This is a genomic window from Streptomyces sp. NRRL F-5755, assembly GCF_001279365.1.
GTDB classification, from domain to species: Bacteria; Actinomycetota; Actinomycetes; order Streptomycetales; family Streptomycetaceae; genus Streptomyces; species Streptomyces rimosus.
The window spans coordinates 45,908-50,392 of record NZ_LGCW01000286.1 but is presented as its reverse complement, the minus strand read 5'-3'; the positions used below and the strand labels follow the sequence as shown (position 1 = coordinate 50,392).

The 4,485-nt window shown below is 70.2% G+C and carries 2 protein-coding genes; both read right to left on the bottom strand.

Features of this window, described 5'->3' with window-relative positions; genetic code table 11:
* Nucleotides 1-2,083: penicillin acylase family protein (locus ADK86_RS29530; RefSeq protein ID WP_053699368.1), on the bottom strand; the 2,083-nt coding region annotated here is incomplete at its 3' end.
* 46 nt (nt 2,084-2,129) lie between these two features.
* The gene (locus tag ADK86_RS29525) at nt 2,130-3,812 is read right to left on the bottom strand and encodes an ABC transporter ATP-binding protein (protein WP_234346084.1); all 1,683 of its coding nucleotides are present in this window, start codon (nt 3,810-3,812) and stop codon (nt 2,130-2,132) included.
* Between the last annotated feature and the right edge of the window lie 673 nt (nt 3,813-4,485).

The following is a 4,485-nucleotide window of genomic DNA, read 5'->3' as shown; positions in this document are numbered from 1 at the left end:
GGCGGGTGCCTATGGGGGCGTCCAGGGGGGAGCCCGCCGCCTGGAGCTCCCGGAGTGCGTCGCCCAGGGCGGTGCGGACTTCTGGGGCGGCCGTGTTGAGGGTGTGGGGGGTTGTCACCGGGTGGTCGGGGTCGAAGGGGGTTTTCCAGAGGGTGTCTTCGTCGGCGGTCAGGATGATGCGGGTCCAGAGGGTGGCGAAGAGGAGGGAGCCGGGGCTGTCGGCGGTGAAGTGTTTGTCCCAGGAGGCGAGTACGTCGCAGGCCGTTCCTACCGGGACGGTGTCGCCGTCCGAGGTGGGGGCCTTGCCGTCCGGGAGGGAGGTGCAGAGGTCGGCCAGGGCCGGGGTGGTGAGTTCGGCGGTCAGGCTTCGGTTGTCGGTGAGGAGGGATTTCAGGGTTTCGGCTGAGATGCGGCCCTTGGCGCGGAGCGCTTCCTGTATGGCGGTGATGCCCATGCGGGTGCGGGGGGTGCGTTCGGTGCCGATGGGGCCGACGATGCGCGGGTACGAGGTCAGCGGGGTGGCGGGGTTGGTCAGCCAGGCGCTGTCGTTGGAGTTGGCCACGTAGTCGGTGCGCAGGAGACGGGGGAGGCGGGAGGTGCCGAGGAGGCCGGGGAGAGGGGCGTCGGGGTCCTTGCCCCAGGCGCAGGAGGAGCGTGCGCCGTCCAGGGTGGCGAGGCCGGTGGTACGGAAGGCGTCGTGGTCGGTGGCGCAGCGTGCGGCCAGGTCGTCGGTGATGTGCGGGACGGACTGGTAGCCGGCGAAGAGGGCTGTGCCGTGCCGGTCCGTGGCGAGGGTGTTGACCCAGGGGAGGCCCAGGTTGCCGGCCAGTGCCGTGGACACGGCCTGGGTACTGCGGGCGTGGTCCAGGTCGAACCAGGTGTTCAGGCCGCGCAGGTTGCCGGTGTTGGCGTCGCGTACCGCGTAGGCCGTGGTGGTGTCCCAGGGGAGGGGCTTCTGTTCGGTCCCCAGGGTGACCGGGCCGTAGCGGGTGGTCCACAGGGTGCGCCGGACCTGGGAGGTGCTGCCGTCGGGGTGGGCGACCCGGACGGTGACCTGCCGGCTTTTCATGCGTTCCGGTCGGCCGTCGACCAGGTACGTCGTCGGTGATCCCGGCTGGAGGCGCAGGCGGTAGAGGCCGTACGTGGTGGCCGTGGAGACCGTATGGCTCCAGGCGGCGTCCGCGGTGTGGCCGATCTGTACCAGCGGTACGCCCAGCAGGCTGCCTCCGGAGACGTTCATCTTGCCGCGTACGGTCAGCTGGACCTGCCAGAAGCGTTCGGCGCCCTGCCAGGGGTAGTGGGGGTTGGCCAGCAGCAGGCCCCGGCCGTTGGCCGAGCCCGCCGAGCCGAGGGCGATGGCGTTGCTGCCGAGTGGGGGGCGTGGCTTCGGGGGCGGCCCCGAAGCCAGACTGGCGGACATACCAGGGGTGTTGGGGCGGGCCGTGGCGATGCCGCTGATCATCGTGCCTTGACCGCTGACGGTCGCCAGTGCGTGGTAGTGCCGGTAGAAGTCGAGTTCGGAGATGGGGCGTACCCAGGCCGCGCCCCGGCAGACGGGGTCGGAGATGCGGGCGGCGCCTCCGGTGTCGCGCAGATAGCGGTTGTAGCCCGCCACGTAGCCGCGGACGATCTCGCGTACTTCGGCGCGGGGGCTGGCCGGCGACCGCAGGGCCCGTTCGACGACGCGTGAGTCGTTGACCTGCTGGTAGTAGAGGTCGCTGTCGAGGTTGGTGCGGGCGGTGGCGAAGGTCGGGTCGGCGGGGCCCTGCCGGGGCGCGGCCTGCGGCTCCAGGTGGCGCGAGCGCTGGGCCCCGACGGTCAGGTAGACCGAGGCGAGGACGCAGAGGTTGTCCTTGGCCTGGGCGTATCCGTAGCCGTAGCCGACGCCTCGGTAGGTGTCGGAGATGATGTGCGGCACGCCGTATTCGGTGTAGCGGATGTCCGCCGCGGTGCCGGGCCGCCGCTCCGTCCCCGAGGGGACGGAGCCGGTGAGGGTGAGGGCGAGGGTGAGGACGGCGGCGAGGGCCGCGGCCGGTAATCTGCCGGGCTTACGGCGCCCGGTCCCGCGGGCGCGGGACGCCACCGCCGTACGCGACGTCTCCTGTCCCCGGGCGCCCCGCGCCCCCGCCTCACGTCGAAGCCGCGATAAGGGCACGGTACTTGTCCTCGGTCTCCAGAAGCGCGGTGTGGTGCCCGGCCGCGTGGACCCGGCCGTCCTCCATCATGATCACTTGGGTGGCCTGGAGGGCGATCGGCATCCGGTGGGTCACCGCGATGACGATCTTGTCCTTGGCGTGCACGGCCAGCGAGTCCAGCAGGGTGCGCTCGTTGTGCGGGTCCAGCTGCGAGGTCGCCTCGTCGAGCAGCAGCACCTCGCTGTCGCGCAGCAGGGCCCGTACGACCGCCAGCCGCTGCCGCTGCCCGCCGGAGATGTGCACGCCGCGCTCGCCGACCTCGGTGTCCAGGCCGTCGGGCAGGCCGCGCACCCACTCCATCAGGCCCACCGAGTCGAGGATCTTCTCCAGCCGTACGGGGTCCACGTCGTCCACCCCGTACGAGGCGGCGTCGCGGACGGTCGCGCCGAGCAGCGGCGCCTCCTGCTGGACGTAGGAGACCCGGCCGCGCAGCTCCGCGAGGTCGAGTTCGCGGATGTCGGTGCCGTTGAGGAGGACCCGTCCGCCGCTGGGTTCGACGAACCGCTCGATCAGGCTGAGGACGGTGGTCTTGCCGGTGCCGGACGGTCCCACCAGCACGGTGATGCCCACCGGCGCGTCGATGGTGACGCCGCGCAGGACCTCGCGGTTCGGGTAGCCGAACGTGACGTCGTCCAGGCGCAGTCCGGGTGCCGGGCGCCCGTCGGCCGGGGCCGCGGCGCGGGGGGCGGTGGCCTCCGGCGGGAGCTGGAGGAGTTCGTCCACCCGGCGTGCGGCGGCCAGGCCCTCGGAGAGGCGGCCGGCCGAGGCGACCAGCGAGCCGATGGGCTCCTGGATGTAGACGACGTAGAGCAGGATGGCCACGAGGTCGCCCATGGACAGTGCGCCGGAGCTGACCCGGATCGCGCCGATGCCGAGGACCAGCAGGAAGGTCACCTCGACCGAGCCGAGCGCGGCGGTCTCGGCGACGGCCTCCGTGCGCGCGGCCTTGACCCCGGCGCGGTAGGAGCCCTCGGCCTCCTTGCCGAAGGCGGCGGCCTCGGACTTCTCGGTGCGGGACGCCTTGACCGTACGGAAGGCCAGCAGGACGCGCTGGAGGACGCCGGTCATCGCGCCGAGGTAGTTCTGCGCGTGCTCGGACTGCACGGTGACCCGCTGGAACGCCCAACTCTCCACCACGGTGGCCACGGTGAGCATGACGATCACGAGGACGGCCAGCAGCGGGTCGATGAGCAGCATCAGGACGACCGTGATCACGATGGTGAACGGGACGATGAGCAGTTCGATCGTGCTGCGGATGATGGTCTGCTGGAGGAGCGTGGTGTCGGCGCCGACGCGGGAGAGCACGTCGCCGGTCGAGGCGCCCTCGACCTCCGGGACGCGCGCCCCGAAGATCCGCCGGGCGAGGTCGTTGCGTACGCGCAGTACGAAGCGCTGGCCGACGCGCCCATGGACGTACACGCCCACGTAGTTGAGCGCCATGCCGACCACGGCGATCACCGCGAGGGCGGTCACCGGGCCCCACAGCCCGCCGTTCTCCCGCACGCCTTCGACGACGCTGCTGGCGACCAGTGGCTGGACCAACGCGGTGCCGTGTGCCGCGAGTTGCAGGAGGAAGACGCCCACCAGCACCCAGCGGAACGGTCTGAGGAGGCTCACCAGCACCCGTAGCGATGATCTCGATCGATCTTCGGCCGACCTGCCCACGACTTACTCCTGCCGTTCCGGTGCGCCTGCCGGCGGGACACCGCGTCGTATTCAGCCGTTCAATTCGGCGAAGGCGCGCATTCATCGGGCTGTCATCGCAGTTATTCGGCTGCGTTCAGCATGTCGACGCGGCTGTATTCGTCCCCCGTGACTGCCGAGCATCACAGAGAGTGGGCGGGGTCGCAACCGCGGCACCGGATCTTTTTGGTTGTGACCTGGATCACTGCAAACTGAGATCGTCCTGAAATAGGCTGTCGGTGACCACACAGCGGGCCGCAATTCTGCGCGTCCGCAGCGCACTGCTTTAGCTGCTCTTTGCCTGACTGCCGGTGCGCGCATACGCTGCCTGCGGCATGGGGGAAGCCTGGCTGCGGCGTTCATTTTAGGGGGATTCGAGGCATGTGTCCGGGATGGTGCCATCCTGCCGCCGCCGCTACCGAGTGTTGCGCCGCCGCAGTCAAACGCTGATACGGGACGCCCGGCTTTAGTTTGCCTTTAAAGCGCCTGCTGGTTTGCCGGGTGTTCTCCTTCTCTTTTCATTCCGGTGCGCTGCGCACACGGTTCCGCGCGTAATGCTGATTTTCGCGTGCGCTCTTCCAGAAAATGGCGTACGCAAGGGGGAAGT